The sequence below is a fragment of the Microbacterium allomyrinae genome (genome assembly GCF_020682705.1).
Lineage (GTDB): Bacteria > Actinomycetota > Actinomycetes > Actinomycetales > Microbacteriaceae > Microbacterium > Microbacterium allomyrinae.
Genome location: NZ_JAGTTN010000001.1, coordinates 1,336,789 through 1,358,080, shown reverse-complemented (window position 1 = coordinate 1,358,080; position 21,292 = coordinate 1,336,789). Strand labels below are relative to the sequence as shown.

Annotated in this window: 16 protein-coding genes; 9 read left to right on the top strand and 7 right to left on the bottom strand. The window is 71.2% G+C overall.

Annotation, left to right across the window (positions count from 1 at the left end):
* Positions 1 to 115: 115 nt before the first annotated feature.
* Complete coding sequence (locus tag KEC57_RS06205) at positions 116 to 439, top strand: DUF4870 domain-containing protein (protein WP_229383709.1); 324 nt, start codon at positions 116 to 118, stop codon at positions 437 to 439.
* A gap of 1 nt (position 440) precedes the next feature.
* Here KEC57_RS06205 and KEC57_RS06200 read toward each other — a convergent pair whose 3' ends face one another.
* The gene (locus tag KEC57_RS06200) at positions 441 to 1,520 is read right to left on the bottom strand and encodes a class I SAM-dependent methyltransferase (RefSeq protein ID WP_229383640.1); all 1,080 of its coding nucleotides are present in this window, start codon (positions 1,518 to 1,520) and stop codon (positions 441 to 443) included.
* A 154-nt stretch (positions 1,521 to 1,674) separates the two neighbouring features.
* Between KEC57_RS06200 and KEC57_RS06195 the strand changes: the two genes are divergently transcribed.
* From KEC57_RS06195 to KEC57_RS06185, 3 genes are all read left to right on the top strand, one after another.
* Positions 1,675 to 3,549 carry a substrate-binding and vWA domain-containing protein gene (locus tag KEC57_RS06195; RefSeq protein WP_229383639.1) on the top strand — a complete coding sequence of 625 codons (1,875 nt, stop codon included), beginning with the start codon at positions 1,675 to 1,677 and terminating at the stop codon, positions 3,547 to 3,549.
* Positions 3,550 to 3,572: 23 nt separating this feature from the next.
* Positions 3,573 to 4,589, top strand: a complete 1,017-nt coding sequence (locus KEC57_RS06190; RefSeq protein WP_229383638.1) for a hypothetical protein — start codon at positions 3,573 to 3,575, stop codon at positions 4,587 to 4,589.
* A 72-nt stretch (positions 4,590 to 4,661) separates the two neighbouring features.
* Positions 4,662 to 6,047, top strand: a complete 1,386-nt coding sequence (locus tag KEC57_RS06185) for a glycine--tRNA ligase (RefSeq protein WP_229383708.1) — start codon at positions 4,662 to 4,664, stop codon at positions 6,045 to 6,047.
* 284 nt (positions 6,048 to 6,331) lie between these two features.
* Here KEC57_RS06185 and KEC57_RS06180 read toward each other — a convergent pair whose 3' ends face one another.
* Entirely contained in the window at positions 6,332 to 6,943 is a 612-nt protein-coding gene (locus tag KEC57_RS06180) for a TetR/AcrR family transcriptional regulator (RefSeq protein ID WP_229383637.1), read from the bottom strand.
* Between the two features lie 62 nt (positions 6,944 to 7,005).
* On the opposite strand from KEC57_RS06180, the gene KEC57_RS06175 reads away from it, so the two are divergent.
* Entirely contained in the window at positions 7,006 to 7,791 is a 786-nt protein-coding gene (locus KEC57_RS06175) for an SDR family NAD(P)-dependent oxidoreductase (protein ID WP_229383636.1), read from the top strand.
* 207 nt (positions 7,792 to 7,998) lie between these two features.
* On the opposite strand, the gene KEC57_RS06170 is transcribed toward KEC57_RS06175, so the two are convergent.
* Both KEC57_RS06170 and KEC57_RS06165 read right to left on the bottom strand, forming a co-directional pair.
* Positions 7,999 to 9,510, bottom strand: a complete 1,512-nt coding sequence (locus KEC57_RS06170) for a flotillin family protein (protein WP_229383635.1) — start codon at positions 9,508 to 9,510, stop codon at positions 7,999 to 8,001.
* 39 nt (positions 9,511 to 9,549) lie between these two features.
* On the bottom strand, positions 9,550 to 10,017 hold the full coding sequence (locus KEC57_RS06165; RefSeq protein ID WP_229383634.1) for an NfeD family protein: 468 nt from the start codon (positions 10,015 to 10,017) through the stop codon (positions 9,550 to 9,552).
* A 188-nt stretch (positions 10,018 to 10,205) separates the two neighbouring features.
* Here KEC57_RS06165 and KEC57_RS06160 point away from each other — a divergent pair, with 188 nt between their 5' ends.
* Together KEC57_RS06160 and KEC57_RS06155 are read left to right on the top strand one after the other, a co-directional pair.
* The gene (locus tag KEC57_RS06160) at positions 10,206 to 11,222 is read left to right on the top strand and encodes an ATP-binding cassette domain-containing protein (protein WP_229383633.1); all 1,017 of its coding nucleotides are present in this window, start codon (positions 10,206 to 10,208) and stop codon (positions 11,220 to 11,222) included.
* Entirely contained in the window at positions 11,219 to 12,040 is an 822-nt protein-coding gene (locus tag KEC57_RS06155) for an ABC transporter permease (RefSeq protein WP_229383632.1), read from the top strand. The genes KEC57_RS06160 and KEC57_RS06155 overlap by 4 nt, the downstream gene beginning before the upstream one ends.
* A 27-nt stretch (positions 12,041 to 12,067) precedes the next feature.
* Here KEC57_RS06155 and KEC57_RS06150 read toward each other — a convergent pair whose 3' ends face one another.
* From KEC57_RS06150 to KEC57_RS06140, 3 genes are read right to left on the bottom strand one after another with little or no spacing between them, the layout of a single operon-like run.
* Positions 12,068 to 14,992 (bottom strand): ATP-binding protein, encoded by a 2,925-nt coding sequence (locus KEC57_RS06150; protein ID WP_229383631.1) that lies wholly within the window; start codon positions 14,990 to 14,992, stop codon positions 12,068 to 12,070.
* A gap of 53 nt (positions 14,993 to 15,045) precedes the next feature.
* Positions 15,046 to 15,468, bottom strand: coding sequence for a DUF1801 domain-containing protein (locus KEC57_RS06145; protein WP_229383630.1), 423 nt, complete (start codon positions 15,466 to 15,468; stop codon positions 15,046 to 15,048).
* Positions 15,465 to 16,061 carry an HhH-GPD-type base excision DNA repair protein gene (locus tag KEC57_RS06140; protein WP_229383629.1) on the bottom strand — a complete coding sequence of 199 codons (597 nt, stop codon included), beginning with the start codon at positions 16,059 to 16,061 and terminating at the stop codon, positions 15,465 to 15,467. Before KEC57_RS06140 ends, KEC57_RS06145 begins: the two co-directional genes overlap by 4 nt.
* Positions 16,062 to 16,200: 139 nt before the next feature.
* Here KEC57_RS06140 and KEC57_RS06135 point away from each other — a divergent pair, with 139 nt between their 5' ends.
* Both KEC57_RS06135 and KEC57_RS06130 read left to right on the top strand, forming a co-directional pair.
* The gene (locus KEC57_RS06135) at positions 16,201 to 18,588 is read left to right on the top strand and encodes an FtsX-like permease family protein (RefSeq protein ID WP_229383628.1); all 2,388 of its coding nucleotides are present in this window, start codon (positions 16,201 to 16,203) and stop codon (positions 18,586 to 18,588) included.
* The gene (locus tag KEC57_RS06130) at positions 18,585 to 21,290 is read left to right on the top strand and encodes an ABC transporter permease (RefSeq protein ID WP_229383627.1); all 2,706 of its coding nucleotides are present in this window, start codon (positions 18,585 to 18,587) and stop codon (positions 21,288 to 21,290) included. Before KEC57_RS06135 ends, KEC57_RS06130 begins: the two co-directional genes overlap by 4 nt.
* Positions 21,291 to 21,292 lie beyond the last annotated feature (2 nt).

Genomic DNA, 21,292 nt, shown 5'->3' with positions numbered 1-21,292 from the left:
GGGGGGGGGGGCAGCCCCCGAGTGGCGGCTGCGCGCCGCCCCTAGGCTTGGGTCCGTGACCACTCCGCCCTACCCGCCGCAGCCCCCGTACGGCGCGGCCCAGCCACCGCAGTACATGACCCCTTCCGATGAGAAGCTGTGGTCGACGCTCGTCCACCTGGGTGGACTGTTCTTCGGGTTCCTCGCACCTCTCATCGGCTTCCTGGTGCTCAAGGACCGCGGTCCGTTCGTCCGTGCGCACACCGCGACGGCTCTGAACTTCCAGCTGACGCTGATCATCGCCTACGTGGTCGGCGGCATCCTCAGCATCGTGATCATCGGCATCTTCATCCTCATCGCCGCGTACGTGCTCAACATCGTGTTCTGCATCATCGCCGCGGTGAAGGCGAACCAGGGGCAGCCGTACACGTACCCGCTGTCGATCCCGTTCGTCAGCTGACTCAGCGCTCCAGCAGGTAGAAGCGGAACGCCGCGAACCCCTCGATGGGAAGGGCGACGGCGTCGCGGAATCCCGCCTCGCGTGCGTAGCGGGCGAGCGTCGACCGGCGCATCACGGTGCCCGTGGCGACCGAACCCGCGGTGGACATGGAGTCGGGCAGGCAGACGAAGAGGCTGTAGCCGTACATGACCCGCTCGATCGGGTCGCCGGGCGCGGTGAACTGTTCGGCGACGGCCTCGTCCATGATGACGACGACGCCGTCGGGCTTCACGGCCCGGTGCAGCGCCGTGAGCACGCCGACCGGATCGGGCATGTCGTGGAGGGCCTCGAACACGAACGCGGCGTCGTAGGCGGCTTCTCTCCCGTCCGCCACGCGCTCGCCGGCCAGGTGATGGAACGACACCCGCTCGAGCCCCTCGGCATGGAGACGCGCGGACTCCAGCGCGGGCGCGTCGAGGTCGAACCCGTCGACGGATGCCGAGGGGTAGGCCTGCGCGAGCGCGATGGTCGACCAACCGTGGCCGCATCCGACATCGGCGATGCGGGCGCCGTCGCGCGACAGCGCATCGTGCACCGCCGGGACGGACGCGAGGGCGCCGGCGAGCGCGGAGTCGAACCAGGGGCGGTTCTGGTCGCCCTGGGCATCGCGGGCGTCGTCGCCGAACAGCGCCCACCCGACCCCGCCCCCGGTGCGGTATGCCGTCAGCAGATCGGGGAGGCGGGATGCCGCCGCCGCCACCATCCGCGCGAGCGGCGCGGAGTAGACCAGCGACGACGGGTCGGCGAGCACGCGCTCGTGCGCGGCCGGCAGCACGAACTGTCGTTGAGTGGCATCTCGGGTGGGATCGACGGTGAGGAACCCCGCCACCGCCTGCTGCTCGAGCCACTCCCGCGCGTACCGTTCGTGGATGCCGGCACGCGAGGCGAGCTCCGCAGCGGTCGCGGGTGATCCGGCGAGCGCCCGGTACAGGCCCAACCGGTCGCCGAGGTAGATCGACAGGATCTCGATCCCGCCGATGAGCCTGTCGAAGACGACCTCGGCGAAGGCGTCGACGGCATCGTCGTTCTCGGGCGCGGTCATCGCGCACCTCCCGGATTCGCGCAGGCCCGGCAGTCGTCGCCGTCCCCGACGCGGCACATGCTAGACCTCTCGAAGCGTGGCCGCGAGGGGTCGGAGGATTCGAGGCGAGAACGCCGACGATGCATCGACCCCGATCGGGATTTACGCTGTACCCATGGCCCCTCGCCCCCCGCGAACGTCCGTCCTCTCCGTCACGTCGATGTCGACGGCAGGTTGGCGCCACGGCGCCCGCCTGGCGGGTGCGGGGGTCGTCGCGCTGGGCACGGTCCTCGCGCTGACCGGATGCTTCGGTGCGAGCACCGATGTCGACTCCGATGCCGACGGCGACTTCGCCGACGACGGGTGCACGAGCGTGGTCGTGGCGACCTCGTCCGAGAAGGTCAACATGCTCGATGCCCTGGCCGACGCCTTCAAGGAGTCGCCGCAGCACGAGGGCCTGGCCGAATGCGCGACGGTGCGCCCCATCAACGTCTCGTCCGGCGACGCGACGCGCTTCCTCACCGCCGGCGGCGACTGGCCCGACGACGACGCACGCCGCTGGCCCACGATGTGGTCGCCCGCATCGACCGTGTGGACCGAGCGGGTCGCGGCCGCGGCATCCGCCTCTCTCGTCGGCGAGCCCGAGTCGTTCACGCACACCCCCGTCGTGTTCGGCGTGCCCGAGACGATGGCGAAGGCACTGGGGTATCCCGGGTCCGAGATCGGGATCACGGACTTCGAGGCGCTCTGCCAGGACCCGGCAGGCTGGGCGAGCGTCGGCAAGCCGCTGTGGGGATCGTTCAAGATCTCCAAGACGAACCCCAACACCTCGACCACCGGGCTCTCGGCGATCCTGATGCAGTCGTACGAGGCATCCGGCAAGACCGTCGATCTCACCGCCGCCGACGTCGCCGCGGCCGCCGAGTTCTCGCGCGTGTTCGAGGAGTGCGTGATCCACTACGGCGACACGACCGGCAAGGTGCTGAACACGCTGTACGACGAGACGCAGAACGGCTCGGGGGGCTCGGGCTACGTCTCGGCCGTCGCCCTCGAAGAGACCTCGCTGCTCAATTACAACCAGGGCAACCCCGACTCGCACACCGTGCAGCCCGGCGAGACGCTCACGCCTCCGAAGGAGAAGCTCGTCGCGGTCTACCCCTCGGGTGGCTCGATGTGGTCCGACAACCCCATCACGGTGCTCGGCGCCGACTGGGTGACCGAGGTGCAGGCGACCGCCGGCGCGGCGTTCGCGGAGTTCCTGCAGACCGATGCGGCGCAGCAGATCCTGCCGGAGTACGGCTTCCGGCCGCTCGACGAGTCCGTCGCCCTCGGCGACCTCTTCACCGCCGAGTACGGCGTGGACCCGGCCGGACCTGCGGTCACCCTTCCGAAACCGTCCGTCGACGTGGTCTCGGCCGCCATCGATCAGTGGACGCAGATCCGCAAGCCGTCGTCGGTGCTCGAGGTGATCGACATCTCGGGCTCGATGGACGAGGCGATCGGCGACGGCCGCTCCAAGCTCGACGGCGCCATCGAGGGCGCCCAGTCGACCCTGGGGCACTTCCGCTCCAGCGATGAGGTCGGCGTGTGGGCCTTCACGACCGGGGTCTCGTCTGCTGCCGGACAGAACATCGTCGTCCTGCGCGACGTCAGTCCGCTCGCCTCCGATCGCGAATCGGTCGACTCGTCGCTCGACGACCTGCGCTTCGCCGATCGGCAGGGCACTCCGCTGTACGACGCGATCGCCGCCGCCTACGAAGAGATGACGGCGCGGGCAGAGCCAGGCCGCATCAACGCCATCGTCGTGCTGTCGGACGGACAGGACACCGATTCGACGATCTCGCTCGACTCGCTGATCGCGAAGATCGGCAAGGAGTCGAGCGAGGGCGGAGACGACGCACCGGTGCGCATCTTCCCGATCGCCTACGGCGAAGGCGCAGACACCGGTGCGCTGCAGCGGATCGCCGAGGCCACCGGCGGCCAGTGGTTCGACGCGTCGGACGCCGCCAAGATCGACCTCGTGTTCGCCTCCGTCATCAACAACTTCTAAGCGAGACGAGCGTGACTGCGGCGATGAGCGGACAGGGGTACGTCGACGACGCCGTCGACGCCCTGGCCCAGAGCAGCGTCTACGTGTCGCCCGAGCTCTCGGGCGCCACTGCGCTGCACGACCAGCTGACGGCCCAGGTGGGAGACGCCTCGATCGGTGTCGCGGTCTTCTCCGACAACGCAGCGCTCGAGGCATCCGGTCCCGAGATCCTCTCGGAGATCGCCGCCGCGCACCCCGACACCGCCACGATCATCGTCGCGGTGGGCGACGACCTCCTGGCCGGTTCTCGCGTGCTGGCCACGAACGAGGCCATGCAGATCGCCAACGCGGCCGAGGCGTCGGGAGCGGACGTGGGCGACGCGCTCACCGAGACGATCCAGGGCGTCATCGCGGCCACCCCCGCGGATGCGCCCGCACTGGGCGTGGACGCGGGGCCGTTCATCGGCATCGCGCTGGGCGTGGCGGCGCTGGTCGCCGCAGGCGCCGTGATCTTCGGCGTGACGCGCTCGCGGCGACGTGCCACCCGACAGGCGGGGGCGCATCCGCTTCCCGAGCCGGTCCGCACGCACGTCCGCACGCTCCAGGCGCTGAGTGCGGAGTATGCGCGCGCCGGGGGTGCGGGCATCGCCGGCGCGGTCGAGATGGCGCACGATGCCGGCACGATCGCGGCGAACACGACCGAGCTCTTCGACCGGCTCGATCGAAAAGGCGAGGAAGGCCAGCGCGCGGCCGCGGCCGTCGAGTACGGCGAGACGCTGCGCAAGCTCACCGGCGCCCTCGATCGCGACTATCTGCTCGACATCCTGACCCATCCGGATCTTTGGGACGACCCCGAAGAGCGCGTCCGCGAGGTGCGCACCGCGGTGTCGGCGTTCTCGACAGAGCTCGTCGAGAACATCAAGCAGGTCAACGCCCGTCGCGGCCTGCACTTCCAGGTCTCGCTCGACGGCCTGATCGGCCGTCGCAAGGAGCTGCAGGAGTGGGACCGTGCGTTCGAGCGGGCCGACGGCGACACCGGCCCGGTGCCGCGCGGCGACTAGAATCGACGGATGCCGCGATTCGCGGCATCCCGCACTCTCGTGCACTCCTCCTTCCCGACCATTGGAGCCACCGTGGCCGAGCAGTCTCGCCTCGACAAAGTCATCGCCCTCGCCCGTCACCGCGGGTTCGTGTTCCAAGCGGGTGAGATCTACGGCGGATCCCGGTCGGCATGGGACTACGGCCCACTGGGCACCGAGCTCAAAGAGAACATCCGCCGTCAGTGGTGGCAGACCTTCGTGCGCGGGCGCGGCGACATGGTCGGCCTGGATTCCTCGATCATCCTGCCCAAGCGCGTGTGGGAGGCATCCGGTCACGTCGCGACGTTCACCGACCCGCTCGTCGAGTGCCTGCAGTGCCACAAGCGCTTCCGCGCCGACAACCTCATCGAGGACTTCGAGGCGCGCAAGGGCCGCAAGGCCGAGAACGGCCTCGCGGACGTGCCGTGCCCGAACTGCGGCACGAAGGGCAACTACACCGAGCCCAAGGCGTTCTCGGGTCTCGTGAAGACCTACCTCGGCGTCGTCGACGACGAGTCGGGCCTGTACTACCTCCGCCCCGAGACGGCGCAGGGCATCTTCGTGAACTTCTCCAACGTGCTCACCGCGAGCCGCAAGAAGCCGCCGTTCGGCATCGGCCAGGTGGGCAAGGCCTTCCGCAACGAGATCACGCCCGGAAACTTCATCTTCCGCACGCGCGAGTTCGAGCAGATGGAGATCGAGTTCTTCACGCCGCCCGCCGAAGCCGGCGAATGGTTCGACCATTGGGTCGAGGCCTGCTGGAACTGGTTCATCGATCTGGGCATCGACCCCGAGAACATGCGTCAGTTCGACGTGCCCGAAGAGGACCGCGCCCACTACTCGGCCGGCACGATCGACGTCGAGTACCGGTTCGGCTTCGCCGGCAAGGAGTGGGGCGAGCTGATGGGCGTCGCCAACCGCACCGACTACGACCTGTCGAGCCACACCGAGGCGTCGGGCCAGAGCCTCACCTACTTCGACCAGGCCTCGGGAGAGAAGTACACCCCGTACGTCATCGAGCCTTCGTTCGGTCTCACGCGCGCCATGATGGCGTTCCTCGTCGACTCGTACCGCGAAGAGCAGGTGCCCAACGCCAAGGGCGGCACCGACACCCGCACCGTGCTGGGCCTGGACCCCCGTCTCGCGCCCGTCAAGGCGGCCGTTCTGCCGCTCTCGCGCAACGAGCAGCTGTCGCCGATCGCCCGCGAGGTGGCCGAGAGCCTGCGCGGTGACTGGAACATCGACTTCGACGATGCCGGTGCGATCGGCCGCCGCTACCGCCGCCAGGACGAGATCGGCACCCCGTTCTGCGTCACGGTCGACTTCGACTCGCTCGAGGACCGCGCCGTCACCGTTCGCGACCGCGACACGATGGCGCAGGAGCGCGTGCCGCTCGAGGGCCTGCACGCGTACCTCTCGGAGCGCCTGCGCGGAGCCTGACCGCTCTCTCGGAGCGTCTGCGCGGAGCCTGACCCGTCTCTCGGAGCGTCTGCGCGGAGCCTGACCTGCTCTCCGACCCGGTCGCCGTTCGGACGCCGCCACCCGCCGCGGTGGCGGCTGGGCCCACGCGCCCCGAGGCTCCGAGCGACGCGCCAGCGGCGCTTGGAGGGGCGCGGGAACGATCGTTCTCGCCGCTTTCCGCGCGGGTGCTGCACTTTCCGGCGACCGCTGCGTGACGCGACGCAGCGGTCGCCGGAAACTGCAGCACTCGGCTGAGCGTCTTCTCAGCGGCCGTGGGTCGGGGCGCCGGTCGCGACGAGGCCGCGCCACACCGACGAGATGGTCGCGGCGGTCGCCTCCTGCCAGGGGAAGCCGCCCAGCAGATCGTCGGTCGCAAGGGTCGCGACGCCATGGACGGCGGCGAACGCGACGACCGCGGCTTCCTCCGCCGATCCCTGCGGCAGCTCGCCGGCGTCCTGCGCCGCGGTGACGAGGGTGACGAGCGCGGGCATCGCGACGTGGCTGACCTCGATGAGATCGGGGGATGCAGCGGCGTGATGCTTGGCGGTGTACATCGTGCGCAGGATCGACGGATGACGCACGGCGAAGCTCACGTAGGAGTCGCCGGCGGAGCGGAATCGGTCCGCGAACGATCCGGGGGCGGCGATGGCTTCGGCGAGCGCGGAGTTGAGCCGCTGGAAGCCTTCGACCGCGAGAGCGTCGAGCAGCGCCTGCTTGTCGCGGAAGTGGCGGGCGGAGGCCCCATGGCTGACGCCGATATCGCGGGCGAGCTGGCGGAGCGACAACGCGTCGGCGCCCGCGGCGTCGACGACGTCCCAGGCGCGGTCGAGCAGCGCGACCCGAAGATTGCCGTGGTGGTAGGTGCGCTCCGTCACGGACTCACTCTAGCGCGATGTTGACATTGACAACAATGCTGTCACTGACTACATTGGCTGGCATGACCACCAGGGACTACCGCGGCACGACCGCGCTCATCACCGGCGCGAGCGCCGGACTCGGCGTCGAGTACGCGACGCAGCTGGCCGCGCGTGGCGCCGACGTCGTCCTCGTGGCCCGCCGCGAGGACCGCCTGCGCGAGCTCGCTGACCGCCTCACGCGAGACCACGGCGTGCGCGCGACGCCCATCGCTCTGGACCTGACGAGGACGGATGCCGCGGCCTTGCTGCGCCGGGAGCTCGACGAGCGGGGACTCCGCGTGCAGAGCCTCGTGAACAATGCGGGGTTCGGGATGAAGGGCGCGTTCGCCGAGGCGGATGCGGCGCGCGTCGGCGAGATGGTGCAGGTCAACGTCGCCGCTCTCGTTGCCATCACCCGGGAACTGCTGCCCGAAATGGTCGCTGACGGGAGGGGCGTGCTCGTCGGCATCGCGAGCACCGCCGCCTACCAGCCGTGCCCGAGTATGGCCGTGTACGGCGCGACGAAGGCGTTCGTGCTGAGCTTCACCGAGGCGCTCGCGTTCGAGACGAAGGGTTCGGGTCTGGGTGTGCTGGCGGTGAGCCCGGGCGCGACGCGCACCGAGTTCTTCGACATCACCGGTGGCGACGCAGCGGTCGGGCGCTTTCAGACGCCGGCGCAGGTCGTCCAGCTCACCCTGCGCCGACTCGACCGCGACGATGTGCCCCCGAGCGTCGTGTCGGGCCGCGCCAACGCGTTCAGTGCGTGGGCGGCGCGGGTCATGCCGCGCAGGCTCACCCTCGCGGTGAGCGGGCGCGTGCTGGGCTGAGTCCGACCGCCTCTGGACGGCCCGGGCCGTCACGCTTGCGCTGCCTTCTCCTGCGAGTGCTGCGTCGCGCGACGCAGCACTCGCAGGAGACTGCAGCACTCGCCCGATTGCGGCTTCGCCAACCGAAGGGCGCATCTCGCGCCGCGTGTCCGCCCGGACAGCGAAGAACCCGGCCCCGAAGGGGACCGGGTTCTTCGCGAGGGCGCGTCAGCCCGCCGCGCCGACAGTCTTCGCGGCGTCGGTCAGGGTGTTCGCCACGGACTTCGCGCCGTCGACGGCATCCGTCCCCGCGGACTTCAGCGCGAAGCCCTGCAGGAGCGTCGTGAGGTCGAGTCCGGTGAGGTTCTTCACGACCTCGGTGCCTTCGCTGAGCACCTTGCCGACGGTCTTGGTGACCTCGGAGGCACCGTCGGTCGAGACGACCGTCAGCTTGTCGATCCGCCCGATCGGCTCGGCGGCGGCCCGCACGATCTCGGGTAGGCGCGAGATGATCTCCTGCGCGAGCGCCGCCTCGCCGTACTTCTGCAGGGCGAGCGCCTTGGCATCGGTCGAGGCCGCCTCGGCGAGGCCCTCGGCCTGGATCGCCGAGGCGCGGGCGTCGCCCTCGGCGCGGACACCGGCGGCGAGCGCGACCTGCTTGTCGCGCTCGGCCTCACCGGCGAAGCGCACCGCGGTCGCGGACGCCTCGGCATCTTGCACCGCGGCGACCTTGTTCGCCTCGGCGATCTTGGTGCGCTTGTAGGCGTCGGCCTCGGTCGCCGCATTGGCGGCGTCGCGCAGCGCCGTGGCGCGCTGCACCTCGGCGTACGCCTCGGCCTCGGCGGGCTTGCGGATCTCGATGTCGAGGCGCTCCTGTGTCACGAGCGCCTGCTCGGTGAGGGCCTCGCGCTCCTGCACGGCGACGAGCTTGTCCTGTTCGGCCGTGGCGAGCTGGCCCGCGGCCTGGGCCTCCGCGTTGGCACGGTCGGTCTCGGCCTTGATCGTCGCCTGCTTGAGGCTCAGCGCCTTCTGGCGCTCGGCGATCTGCTCGGCCGCGTCGATGCGGGCGAACTCGCTGGCGCGCGCGGCCTCGGCCTCGCTGACCTCGGCGACCTGACGGGCACGGGCGGCCTCGGCGCGACCGAGGTTCGCGAGGTAGTCGCTGCCGGGGGTGGAGATGTCGCTGATGTTCAGCAGATCGACCTGCAGACCCTGCTCGACGAGGTCGGTCTTGGTCTCGGCCACGACGCGGTCCGACAGGCCCTTGCGGTCGGAGATGATCTGCTCGATCGTCATGTCGCCGATGATCGAGCGGAGCGAGCCCTCGAGGGACTCCTTGATGATCTCGGTCAGCGCGCCCTGCTGCGAGAGGAATCGCTGGGCTGCGCGGCGCACCCCGTCTTCGGTGCCCGACACCTTGAAGTTGATCGACGCCTTGATGGCGATCTTGATGCGGTTCTTGTCGACGCCCTCGACCGTGATGCCGATCTGGCGCTGCTCGAGCGAGATCGAGAATCCCTGCTGCAGGATCGGCCACACGAACGTGCGGCCGCCGATCACGACGCGCTGGCCGATGCCCGACTCGCCCGGAGCGGGCTTGCCGGCGCCACGACCGACGATGACGAGGGCCTCGTTGGGGGGCACGCGGCGGATGCGACGTGCGATGAAGGTGATGAGGCCGAGGACCGCGACGATGAGCGCGACGACGGCGATGACCTGGATGAGGCTCGTATCGAGCATGGTTCCCTTTCGGATGCCGGGGGTGAGGTTTGTGCCGAGCTATTCCGCGACGACCTTGACGCGGGTGCCGGAGTGCTCGATGACGCGGATGCGCGCACCTTCGGCGATGCGCTCGTCGGAGTAGGCGAGGCGACGCTCGACTTCGCCGGGGCCGTCGAGGCTCACCTCGCCGCCCGCGGGCGTGATGTCGGAGCGCGAGACGCCCGTCAGGCCGATGGCGGACAGCGGGATGCCGTCGGAGCTCTTGGTGATCCGCTTCACGAAGAGCAGCGCGAGCAGATACGCGAGGATGGCGAGCACCGCCGCGAGGACGTACGCCCAGACGAGGTCGAGGCCGCTCGTGGTGGTGAGCACGCCCGCCGCGCCGAAGACCACCGCGGCGACGCCGAGCGCCGTGCCCGAGATGGCGCCGTCACCGATCTCGAAGTGGTCGAAGATGTCGCCGACGAGGAGCGAGATCACGAGGACGGCGAGGCCGACGCCTCCGACGATGAGGAACGGCAGCATGATCTGTCTCCACGGGAGGGGCGGGGCGGGCGGTCCTCCCACCCTAGCCAGCGGTTGGGACCCGGTGTCCAATCGTGCGACGGCATGTGGAGAAAGCGTGCTGACAGCGCGGTGACAGCGGGGCCGCCGCCATGACAGCGGCGCGACAGCGCCCCCGAGCGAGCCTTGGGACGTCGAAAGGCGTTCCCATGACCATCACCAGTTCCGCATCCCGCGTTCCCGCCGTCCGCGCCGAGGGTCTCGTCAAGACCTTCGGTTCCCATCGCGCGGTGGACGGCGTCGACCTGACCGTCGAAGCCGGCACCGTCTACGGCGTGCTCGGCCCGAACGGCGCGGGCAAGACCACCACCATCAGCATGCTCGCGACGCTGCTCAAGCCCGACGCCGGTCGCGCCGAGATCTTCGGTTACGACGTCGCGCGAGACCCGCAGATCGTCCGTCAGCTCATCGGGCTGACGGGGCAGTTCGCCTCCGTCGACGAGAGGCTCTCGGCCACCGAGAACCTCATCATCTTCGCGCGGCTCCTGGGTCTGTCTCGCGCCGACGCCCGTCGCAAGTCGAACGAGCTCCTCGAGGAGTTCGGGCTGACGGAGGCCGCATCCCGCCCGCTCGCGAAGTTCTCCGGCGGCATGCGCCGACGTCTCGACCTCGCGGCATCCCTCATCGCCCAGCCGCCGCTCATCTTCCTCGACGAGCCGACGACCGGACTCGACCCGCGCACGCGCGGTCAGATGTGGGACACGATCCGCCGCCTCGTCGCGACGGGCTCGACGGTTCTGCTCACGACGCAGTACCTCGACGAGGCCGATCAGCTGGCCGACCGCATCGCGGTCATCGACCACGGCCGTGTCGTCGCCGAGGGCACCGCCCTCGAGCTCAAGGCGTCGGTGGGTCAGGCATCGCTCCTCATGCGTCTGCAGCCGGGGTCCGACCTCGACGAGGCGCAGGCCGTCATCAGCCGTGTCCTGGATGTCCAGGCGGTCGTCTCGCCCGAAGCTGCGCGCCTCACGGTGCCGATGAGCGACCCCGACCGCGTCACCGACCTCCTCGTCGCGTTCCGCGCCGCCGGGCTGCACCTGAGCGAGTTCAGCGTGCAGCAGCCGACGCTCGACGAGGTCTTCCTCACCCTCACCGGCACGGGCGTGCCGGCCGACGACGCGCCCGCCCACGAGACCGCATTCGACCTGGAAGGAGTTCGCGCATGACCGCGCTCGCCGTTCCCATCACGCCGGTCGCCGACCGGCACCTGACCAACCACTCGGGCATCGCCCAGACGCTCCAGAACACCTTCACCATGGCGTGGCGCGGCCTCTTGAAGATCCGCCGCACGCCCGAGCAGCTCATCGACGTCACCGTGCAGCCGATCATCTTCACGCTGATGTTCACGTACATCTTCGGAGGCGCGATCGCCGGCGACGTGCAGAGCTATCTGCCGATCATCATTCCCGGCATCCTCGTGCAGACGGTCATCACGACCTCGGTCGTGACGGGCGTGCAGCTGCGCGAAGACATGGACAAGGGCGTGTTCGATCGGTTCCGCTCGCTGCCGATCGCGCGGATCGCGCCGCTGTCGGGTGCGCTGCTGGCCGACACCGTCCGTTACCTCATCGCCACCACGCTCACCTTCACGATGGGCTTCATCATGGGATTCCGTCCCGAGGGCGGCATCTGGGCGGTCGTCGCAGCGGGCGCGCTGGTCATCGTGAGTTCATGGGCGATCAGCTGGATCTTCGCCTTCTTCGGCGTCATCGCGCGTTCGGCCTCGAGCGTGCAGGGCGTCTCGATGCTGATCCTGTTCCCCCTGACGTTCCTCTCGAACGCCTTCGTGCCCGCCGACACGATGCCGCCGTGGCTGCAGTGGTTCGTCGACATCAACCCGGTGTCGCACCTCGTGACCGCCGTGCGCGATCTCGTCAACAACGGCACGGTCGGCCCGGACGTGCTGGTGACGCTGATCGGTGCCGCCGTCATCGTGGCGATCTTCGCACCGCTCACGGTGCGGGCCTACATGCGCAAGGCATAGCTGGATGCCGCGGGCGGGCAGCCCGCGTCAGCCGAGCAGCGCGGTCAGTGCCGCGATGTCGTCGGAGCCGGGTGCTCGTCCCTGCCAGGGACCGGCGCCCGGCTCCGTGCTGTCGCCGAGTCGTGCCAGCACGAGGCGCAGAAAGGGATCGGCGGCGTCGACACCGCCGCGCAGCCGTGCAGAGGCAGCCAATGCGGTCCGGGCATCCGCATCTCGTCCGACGGTGGCCAGCCAGCCTGCCAGCGACAGCGCGACATCGGCGATGATCGGCTGATCCCCGCTCTTCGCGGCGGCCGGCAGCGCGATCGCGAGCGCCGCGTGAGCCGTGCTGGGGCGATTCATCATGAGGTGGGCCTGCGCCCGTTTGGACTGCGCCCACGCCACCATCTGCTCGGGGTAGGCGGGGCCGACCTGAGCACCGAGAACGTCGAGGTGCCGCAGCGCGCGATCGCCGTCGCCGACCGCGATCTCGACCGCCGCCGCGGTCATCTCGGCCTGTGCCACCGCGCGCTGCGACCCGTCCGAACGCGCCAGCGCATCGATGTCGGTGAGACGGACCCGCGCGTCGTCCACGCGTCCGAGTCGCAGCAGGATCCCGACGCCCTGCGAGCGCTGCTGCACGAGGTCGGTCACCGACGTGAGACCGACGAGGCCCGCCGACGATGCATCGGCGACCTCGAGCGCCTCGTCCAGGCGTCCGGCGAGCACGAGCCACTCCGACCGCATCTGGCTCGAGAAGGCCACGCCCCAGACATCGCCGAGCTCGCGGAACATCCGCAACGCCTTCTCGCTCTCGGCTCCGAGAGTCTCGATGTCGCCGCCGTTCTGCGCGAGGGCGGAGCGGAGCATGCTCAGGATCGCGACGGACCACGCCGGTGCGTCGTCGAGCCCGTCGACGCCGATCACGAAGTCGCGCGTCCACGGAGCACCCGGCTGGTGGTCGCGCACGGCCGTCCTCATGGAGCCGATCAGCGGGACGAGTGCGGCCGTCAGCTCGCTCGGGTGCAGTGCCGCGGCCGTCGTGATCGCGTCGGCGTCGTGGTCGACGTCGCCGAGCAGGGCGATGCCGCTGTCGTCGGACTCGCGGGCTGCGGCGAACGTCCTCAGCACCAGGCCCACCCCGCGCACGACGACCGCGGGCTCGGAGTCGAGTGCCGCCGCGGCGTCGGAGAACCGCAGGACGCCACCCTGGATCTCTTCGAACCGCTCGCGCATGAGCCAGGTCCACAGGCACGCACGAACCAGCCGTACGCCGACGTCGGCGAGTCCCGGCTGCTCGGCGCACGTCCGAAGCGCGGCGCTGAGGTTCTCATCGCCCGCGTCGAACCAGGCGAGCCCTTCGCGCACGGCGGGGCCGCGCAGCAGCAGGTCACGTCGCGCGGCGAGTTCGGCCATGGCGCGCGCCTGCTCCGCGCGGAACGCGTCTTCGTCGCCGTCCGCGCGAAGGCGATCGATCCCGTACTCGCGGACCGTCTCGAGCATTCGGAGCCGGCCGCCGCCGCGGTGCAGCAGCGACTTGTCGACGAGCGTGTCGAACGACGCGGCATCCACATCGAAACGGGCGCCGACGGCGGCGGCGTCTCGTGCGTCGATCCCGTCGGGGAAGACGGCCATCGTCAGCAGGGCGGTCCGCTCCGACGGCGTCAGCGTCTCCCAGCTCCAGTCGATGAGGGCGCGGAGCGTCTGATGGCGTGCGACGGCCGCCCGAGGACCGTTACTCAGCAGCGCGAACCGGTCGTCGAGGCCGGCGTCGATCTCGGCGATCGTGAGCGTGCGGGCCCTCGCGGCGGCGAGCTCCAATGCAAGCGGCAGACCGTCGAGCCTCGCCACGATCCGGCCGACGGCTTCGGCCTCCTCCGGTGACGGCGGTGCGCCGCGCGCCGCGCGGACGCGCCGGGAGAACAACTCGCGAGCGTCGCCGGGCGGCAGCGGCCCGAGATCGACGAACGCCTCGCCGGCCAGCCCCAGCGGCTCGCGACTGGTGGCGAGGATGCGCGATCCCGGCGCGCTGTGCAGCACGTCGAGCGCGACAGCGGCCGCCTCGGCCGAGACGTGCTCGCAATTGTCGAGCACGATCAGGGTCGAGCGTCCGGCGAGCGCCTCCAGCACCCGCTCGCGTGAACCGGCCGAGATCGTCGGCGGATCGCCGATGCGGATGCTCCGCCCCACCGCTCCCGCGATGGCGGCCCACACCTCGCCCGGCGCGGCCGGCGCGAGCTCCACGACGATGGCGCCGGGCTGGTGACGCGCCGCCTCGAGGGCGAGCGTCGTCTTGCCTGCCCCGCCCGGGCCGATGAGCGTCACGAGCCGTTCGTCGCGCAGCTGGTCCTGGATGAGATCCAGCTCGGCGCGGCGGCCGATCAGGGAGGTGACTGCGGCGGGGACCGGCCCATGCGCGAAGGCCTCCGACGCGTCGCCGCCGGACGGCGAGGGCTCGGACGCTGCGGGCTCGGACGACGCCGGCTCGCGCGGTGTCGGTGCGCCGCGAACCAGGCGCTCCGCATGCGCGCGGTCTTCGAGCAGGTCGCGCACGACCCAGTCGAAGCCGGGGCCGGGCACCCACGGCTCGCCGATCCACAGCGCGAGCGCGCGCCGCGCGTCTTGCGCCGCGGCGGCGGGATCGTCGGCACGGCGCGCGTCGGTCACCAGGTCCTGGAACAGCGTCAGGTCGACATCCGCGCGGGTGAGCCCGAGGCGGTATCCGCCCGGCACGGCCTCGAGGGCGCCGGACGGGATGATACGGCGCAGGCGCGATGCCAGCGACTGCAGCGCAGCGCGCGGATCGTCGGGGAGGTCATCCGGCCACACGTCTTCGGCGAGCGCACGGTAGGCGACGGTGGTGCCGGCGTCGAGTGCGAGCCGGAACAGCAGCGACTCCTGGCCCCGGCCGCGCACCGCGAGCGCGACCCCGTCGGCGTCCGCCGCGAACCCTCCGAAGTACTTCAGCCGCACGTGGTCAACCCTAAGACCGGCGTCCGCTCCCGTGGATCGCGCCGCCGCGGTCTTCAGCCCGTGACCGTGAACGTCGCAGAGCCGGTGTCGCCGTCGATCACGCGCCGGTAGTCGTCGGTGACGATCTCGCGAAGGACGTCGGCGTCGATCGCCTCGAGGTCCTTGATGTAGAGGCAGCCGGCTCCCGTCTCGTGGGGTCCGAGCTTCGCGAGCCGATCGGCGTGCGCGCCGGTGTCGAGCAGGTAGATCGTGGTGGCCTGGCGGCGCGGCGAGAACGCGGCGATCGGAACGTCGCCCTCGGTGCCTGTGGGATAGCGGTAGTGGCACGATCCGAAGCCGACGATGGTGCCCCACATCTCGGGTTCGTGCCCCGTGATGTCGTGCATCAGGGTGACCATGGTCGCGGCATCCCGCTGCCGTTTCGCGGGACTCACACCGGCGAGGAATTCGTCGACGCCGACTTCGGTCTTCTTCATGATGCGCCGTCCTTCGCGGCGGCCTTCATGGCCCTCTTGTGCTCGCGCACCTTCGTGAGCGAGTCGGCCGAGACGATGTCGGCGACGCTCCGGTACGACCCGTCCTCGCCGTAGGGTGCGGATGCTTCGCGCCACCCGTCGCCCGTGTAGCCGTACTGCTTGCCGAGCAGGGCGAGGAAGATCTTCGCCTTCTGCTCGCCGAAGCCGGGAAGCGACTTCAGCCTCTTCAGCACGGTGAGCCCGTCGGGTGCGCCGTCAGCCGGTTCGGACGCCGGACGCGTCCAGATCGCGGCGGCGTCGCCGCCCCAGTCCTGCGCGACGGCGGAGCACAGCGACTGCACGCGGGCCGCCATCGACCCCGGAAAGCGATGCACCGCCGGGGTCTTCTTGAATTCTTCGACGAACGCCTCGGGGTCGTAGCCCGCGAGGGCCGCGGCATCCAGCGATCCCACGCGCTGCTCGATCTTGAGGGGACCGGCGAACGCGGTCTCCATCGCGACCTGCTGATCGAGCAGCATGCCGATGAGGAGTGCGAGCGGGTCGTCGGTCAGAAGACGATCGGCGGCGGCATCGCCCGTGATGTGGAGCGTCATGGCCCCAGTCTTCCACCGGACTCCGATGCGTGCGATGCCCGGGTCGTCCTGCGTCGAGAAGGCGAGACGCTGCGGGAGCGCGTCGGTTAGGTTGGCAGAACCCACGCCAGCGCCGGACGAACCGCGGAGGACCGAGCCCATGCCCGATCGCCGCACGCCGTCGTCCTGGCGACTGCTGCGGATCAGGGCCGGAGCCCGCTCGGGCCTGCTCGCGAGCGCGGCGGCCACCGTCTCGGTGGCGGTCGTGACCGTGTGCGTCGTGCTGGCGTGGCTCGCGCGCGCGGTCGATGCGGCAGGCGATGCGTCCCCGCCGGGCGCTTCGGCCGAGGAGGTCGCCGATCAGGTCGATGCGGGCACCGCCGCGCTCGCATCGGCGGCACCGGCACTCGTGCTCCTGGTCGCGATCCTCGCCGCCACTGCGATCGCCCAGCTCGCACGGCTGATCGCCGCGGCGCGCGAGCACGAGACCGCGACCATTCGCGCGCGCGGCTTCTCGCGCACGCAGGCATGGACGACGGATGCCGCGGAGGGCGGCCTCGTCGCGCTCGCCGGAGTCGTGGCCGGCCTCCTTCTCGCGACCGCGGTCACCGCCGTCGTCGGCGCAGCGCCCTCGGACGCGCTCGTGCAGTGGCCGTGGGCAGGGGCGACAGGCGTGCTCCTCGCCGCGACGTTCACGATCGCCATCCGCCGCGGCGAAGCCCGGCGCACGGCGACGCGCGGTGCCCGCGTGACGACCGCGGCGCTGGTCATCGTGGTGCTTCTGGCGTCGGCGCTCGTGATCTGGCAGCTCCCGCTCGCGCGGGGCGCCGGGTTCGACCCGATCGTCGCGATCGCCCCCGCCGTGGTCCTCATGGCCGGTGCCCTCGTCGCGCTCGCCCTGTTCGGATCCGCCGCCGTCGCATGGTCGCGACCCGCCGCAGCCGGTGCGGCGCTCGAGCCCGGATATCCTGCGCGCCAGGTGGCGCGCCGCATCCCGATCTACGCCGTCGCGGTGCTGCTCGTCGCGCTGACCGTCGCGCAGGCCGTGTTCGCCTCGGCGTACTCCGCGACCTGGACCGCGATGACGACGGACTCGGCCGCCGTGCGCGCCGGCGCCGACCTGCGGGTCGACACTGCGCCGCAGTCCGTCACGCCCGACGACGTCGCCGTTGCAGCGTCCGTGGAGGGAGTGGATGCCGCGGCTCCCGCCCTCGTGGCACCCGTGGAGATCGGCTCGAGCGATGCGCAGCTGGTCGCGGTGCCGTCGTCGGCGATCGATTCCGTCGTGAGCTCGGCCGGAGGCCTCATCGACAAGGATGCGCTCCGGGCCTCCGCGTCTGCCGAGGGAGAGGGGGAGGGCGAGGTCGTGGTCTCCGATCCCGTACCGCTCGACGAGGCCGTGACCCGGCTTCGCGTGCGCGCCGACCTCGTATCGCCGTCGGGCGGTGTCGTCACCGATGTCCGGGTCGTCGCGCTCCTGTTCGACGCGACAGGGGCCCCGGCGCGGATCGCGTTGGACGGCGACCCGCTCGTGGACGATGATGGCACGGCGACCCTCGTCGGCGAGGCGGTGCTGCCCGGCGGTACGGCCCCATGGCGCCTCTTCGCGATTGTCGCCGGGACCGGCCCCATCCTCTCGAACCGGAGTGTGTCGGTGACGCTCGCCGAGGTGGAGGCGGTCGGACAGGGCCCGCTCGATATCGGCGGGGAGGTGCTGCTGGAGGGCGGCAACGCCGAAGAGGTGCTCTGGCTCGCAGACGGCGGCGCGCGAGCGGGGGGCGCGGCCACGCCGGTCGAAGCGGTCGTGACCGGCACGCTCGCTTCACGGCTCGGCGTCGGAGTCGGCGATCCGCTGGAGTTCCGCTACGCCGGCACCGGACGACGCGGCGCCGCCGTCATCTCGTCGCTCGTCGACGCGATTGCGGGGGCGACCGCATCCGTCTCCCTCTTCGTGCCTATGGAGACCCTTCTGACCTCGCAGCTGCAGCTGGGCACGTCGATCGTGGCACCCGACTCGGTGTGGGCGGCGGGCTCGGAGTCCGCCGCCGACGGACTGAGCGCAGCACTCGGCGACCGCCCCGTGATCACCTCCGCACCCGGCGTCGCGGCGAGCGTCGTCGGCGCGCTCGTTCCCGGCTGGTGGATCGCGACGGCGGGATCCGCCGTGCTGTCGCTCATCGCGGCATTCGCGATCGTGCAGACCCTCGCGATCGCTCGGCGGCGCGAACTCGGAGTGCTGCGGGCGCTCGGCGTGACGGCGGGCAGACAGGCGCGGATGCGCGCGGCCGAGCTCGGCGGCGTGTTCGCGACGGCGATCGTGCTGGGTGCGGCCTCGGGTGGATTCGTGTCGTGGCTGATCGTTCCCGAGCTGGTGCGGGCCGTGACCCCCGGCATCCTCTCGCTCGCCGGCGGCGTGACCGTCGTGTGGGTGCCTCTCCTGCTCGCCGTGGCGGGGCTCGCCCTGGGCTTGGTTGCGATCGTCGCGGTCGCCGCGACCGGGGTCGGCCGCGCCGCCCGTGCGGCGACGGTGGGGGAGGAATCGCGATGACCCGGCGTGTCACGACTCGTGCTCTCGCGGTCCACCACGTGCGCTCCCGCGCCGGGGGCAGCGTGATCGTGGCGGCGCTCGTACTGGTGCTGTCGTTCATCGCGACGGCCGCGCCGATCGCGATGGGGGTGCTGGGGGATGCCGCGCTGCGCGACCGGCTCGCCGGTCTCTCGGCGACCGAGCGCGACGTCGTGGCGGACTCGCCGAGCTTTCCGCAGCTGCCCGCGCTCGATCCCTATCCGCCGACCGAGACGGGAGCGGTGTGGGGCGAGTTCGCCGCGGCGCTCGAAGACATCCGCACCAGTGCGGACAGCCCGCTGCCGACGGTGCTCGGGCCGGCGCACGCCGTCGCGTCCGTTTCCGGTCTGCCGATCCTCGAGGACCCCGCCACGAAGCTGCTCACGATGGCGTTCTCTCCCGGCTACGAGTCCGAGCTGCGCATGACCGAGGGCGAGCTGCCGGGTCCGGCCGTGGAGGAAGGCGGCGGCTATCGCGTGGAGGTCGTGATGTCGGCGGAGACCGCGCGAGAGCTCGAGTGGGCGGTCGGCGAGCAACGCCACCTGCGCGAGGACGACGCCCCCTACGTGGTCGTCCTCTCGGGTGTGTTCGAGGCCGCCGACCCCCGGTCGGACTTCTGGCAGCACGTTCGCTCGGTGATCGAGCCGCAGATCTTCGATGACGGCAACAGGGCGCGCCAGGTGACGGGCACGGCGTTCGCGCATCCGTCCTCGTCTGCCACGGCATGGATGTACGACGGCCTCGGCGGCCGGGCCGGCACGACCGTCTGGTACCCCGCCGACGTCGATCGGATCGAGTCCGACGACGCTGAGCAGACCGTCGCCGCGCTCAACAAGCTCACGTCCGTCGGACACACCGTCGGGTCCTCGGCGCAGGGCGCCGGCATCCTCAGCCTGAAGTTCGACGCCGAGATCACCGCCGAGATCGAACTCGCCCTCGCTCAGGCGGCGACCACCGCGGGCGTGATCGCGATGCTGGTCGCCGGGCCCGTCGGCGTCGCGGTCGCCGTGCTGATCCTCGGATGCCGCCTCATCCTCGAGAGCCGTCGCCCCGGACTGCGCCTGCTGTCGGCGCGCGGTGCGTCCCTCGGCCAGCTGCGCGGCCTCCTCACCGTCGAAGGGGCCCTCATCGGCGTCGTGCCCGCGATCGTCGGTGCAGCTCTCGCGGTCGTCATCGGCGCCGTCGCGTTCGGCGCCGCGCCCGGCGCCGCGGGGCTCGTGCCGGCGCTCCTGCTCGCACTCGCACCGATCGCGATCCTCGTGGTCCTCGCCCCGTCCGCGGCAGAGCGTCAGGTCCGCACCGATCTGGGGCGGCGCGGCTCGAGGCTGCGCCTCATCTCGGAGGGCGTGATCACCGGGTTCGCCGGGGTCGCACTCGTCCTGCTGTTCGTGCGGGGCTACAGCGACGGCGTCGATCTGCTGCTCGCCGCGACACCGCTCCTGCTCTCCCTCGTCGCCTGCCTCGTCACGCTGCGGGTGTATCCGCTGCCGCTGAGTGCGATCCTCGCGCGGTCGCGCGCATCCCGCGGCGCCGACGTCTTCCTCGGCTCGGCGCGCGCACTGCGCGAGCCGTCGATCGGGCTCACTCCGGTGCTCGCCCTGGTGGTGGGCGTCTCGGTGGCCGTGTCGTCGGGCATCCTCCTGTCCGCACTGCAGAACGGGGTCGCCGAGGCCTCGCGCGCGCAGATCGGCGCCGACCTGCGCATCGCGGGCGCGACGTTCACCCGCGATGAGCTCGAACAGGTGAAGGCGGTCGACGGTGTCGCCGCAGCAGCGGGCATCTCGGGAGCGGACTCCGTCACGCTCGAGATCGGCGGAGACCGGCGGGGAACATCCGCGTTCGTCGTCGATGCGGCAGACCTGCGGGCCGTGCAGGGCGACGGGCCGGGGATGCTGCCACCCGGCGTCTCGATCGAGCCTTCGGACGATCCGATGCCGATGGTCGTGGCGGGGGCGACGGCCGACATCATCGACGGCTCCGACGAGGTGAGCGCCGGCGGCGTGGAGGCAGAGGTGGTGGGAGTGACCCGCGGGCCGGTGCCGACCGGCGCGCGCGAGAACTGGATCACGTTCGACTCCTTCTATGCCGACGAAGTGCTGGGTCTGGACCCCAGCGACCGCACGGTGCTGGTGAGGCTCGAGGCCGACGCAGAGCGCGACGCCGTCGAGCAGGACCTCCGCACGATCCTGGGCACCCAGGTGCGCATCGACACGGCCGCAGAGATCGCCGCGCGCATCGAATCCGGTCCCGCGGTGCAGGGCGTGCGCGGGGCTCTGCTCCTGGCGACCGGGGTGGCGGCAATGCTCAGCGCGCTCGCGATCGCGATGACGCTCGCGCTCGCCGCCGGACCCCGGGCACGCGTCCTGGCGCTGCTGCGCACTCTCGGCGCACCGCCGCGGTCCGGGGCGTCCCTCGCCCTGTGGGAGATCGGCCCTCCCACGATCGCGGCCGTCGTCGCGGGCACCGTGTTCGGAGCCCTCGTTCCGCTCGTCGTCCTGGCCGCAGTCGATCTCCGCCCTTTCACGGGATCGTCCGTCGCACCCGCCTACGTCATCGACCCGGCGATCCTCGCGCTCACGCTCGGCGGATTCCTCGCGCTCGCCACGCTGCTCACCGCGATCGCCCTGCTCGTCTCACGTCGCATCCGCGCCGCGGGCGCTCTGCGCACGGTGGAGGAAGGATAGGA

Bases quoted from the DNA above. Each gene is read 5' to 3' on its own strand.
- KEC57_RS06190 (WP_229383638.1), top strand. From the start codon at position 3,573: ATGAGCGGACAGGGGTACGTCGACGACGCCGTCGACGCCCTGGCCCAG.
- KEC57_RS06160 (WP_229383633.1), top strand. From the start codon at position 10,206: ATGACCATCACCAGTTCCGCATCCCGCGTTCCCGCCGTCCGCGCCGAG.
- KEC57_RS06205 (WP_229383709.1), top strand. From the start codon at position 116: ATGACCCCTTCCGATGAGAAGCTGTGGTCGACGCTCGTCCACCTGGGT.
- KEC57_RS06175 (WP_229383636.1), top strand. From the start codon at position 7,006: ATGACCACCAGGGACTACCGCGGCACGACCGCGCTCATCACCGGCGCG.
- KEC57_RS06130 (WP_229383627.1), top strand. From the start codon at position 18,585: ATGACCCGGCGTGTCACGACTCGTGCTCTCGCGGTCCACCACGTGCGC.
- KEC57_RS06145 (WP_229383630.1), bottom strand. From the start codon at position 15,468: ATGAAGAAGACCGAAGTCGGCGTCGACGAATTCCTCGCCGGTGTGAGT.
- KEC57_RS06135 (WP_229383628.1), top strand. From the start codon at position 16,201: ATGCCCGATCGCCGCACGCCGTCGTCCTGGCGACTGCTGCGGATCAGG.
- KEC57_RS06195 (WP_229383639.1), top strand. From the start codon at position 1,675: ATGGCCCCTCGCCCCCCGCGAACGTCCGTCCTCTCCGTCACGTCGATG.
- KEC57_RS06165 (WP_229383634.1), bottom strand. From the start codon at position 10,017: ATGCTGCCGTTCCTCATCGTCGGAGGCGTCGGCCTCGCCGTCCTCGTG.
- KEC57_RS06170 (WP_229383635.1), bottom strand. From the start codon at position 9,510: ATGCTCGATACGAGCCTCATCCAGGTCATCGCCGTCGTCGCGCTCATC.
- KEC57_RS06155 (WP_229383632.1), top strand. From the start codon at position 11,219: ATGACCGCGCTCGCCGTTCCCATCACGCCGGTCGCCGACCGGCACCTG.
- KEC57_RS06200 (WP_229383640.1), bottom strand. From the start codon at position 1,520: ATGACCGCGCCCGAGAACGACGATGCCGTCGACGCCTTCGCCGAGGTC.
- KEC57_RS06140 (WP_229383629.1), bottom strand. From the start codon at position 16,061: ATGACGCTCCACATCACGGGCGATGCCGCCGCCGATCGTCTTCTGACC.